The organism is Citrobacter sp. S55_ASV_140, assembly GCF_018919505.1.
In the GTDB taxonomy this organism is placed as follows: Bacteria; Pseudomonadota; Gammaproteobacteria; order Enterobacterales; family Enterobacteriaceae; genus Citrobacter; species Citrobacter werkmanii.
Genome location: NZ_JAHLQZ010000444.1, coordinates 1 through 444, shown reverse-complemented (window position 1 = coordinate 444; position 444 = coordinate 1). Strand labels below are relative to the sequence as shown.

General features: G+C 49.1%; 1 protein-coding gene. It reads left to right on the top strand.

What is annotated here, in order from left to right; translation table 11 throughout:
• Positions 1 to 265, top strand: a 265-nt coding sequence (locus tag KQJ18_RS24435) for a S1 RNA-binding domain-containing protein (RefSeq protein ID WP_216423010.1), incomplete at its 5' end; no start/stop codon positions are given.
• Positions 266 to 444: the final 179 nt, after the last annotated feature.

The following is a 444-nucleotide window of genomic DNA, read 5'->3' as shown; positions in this document are numbered from 1 at the left end:
TCCCCACACCGTGGTGAAAGCGGGCGATATTGTGAAGGTGAAAGTGCTGGAAGTGGACCTGCAGCGTAAGCGTATCGCGCTGACTATGCGTCTGGATGAGCAGCCAGGTGAAACCAACGCGCGTCGCAGTGGTGGAAATAACGATCGTACTCAGGGCAATCGCCCGGCTCCAAAAGCCGCGAAACCTCGTGGCCGTGACGCTCAGCCTGCGGGCAACAGCGCCATGATGGATGCGCTGGCAGCGGCAATGGGTAAAAAGCGCTAAGTTTAAACCATGTGCCGGATAGCGGTGTAAATACCGTATCCGGCATATTTACTATATTATCTTCTCTCTTCCTCATTATATTTATCACTTCATTAACAGATGAAACCTTAATTAAACATTAAGGATTTCAATAATTGCTAGCGCGAATCATTCGTCCCCAACCAGAATAAATATTGAGG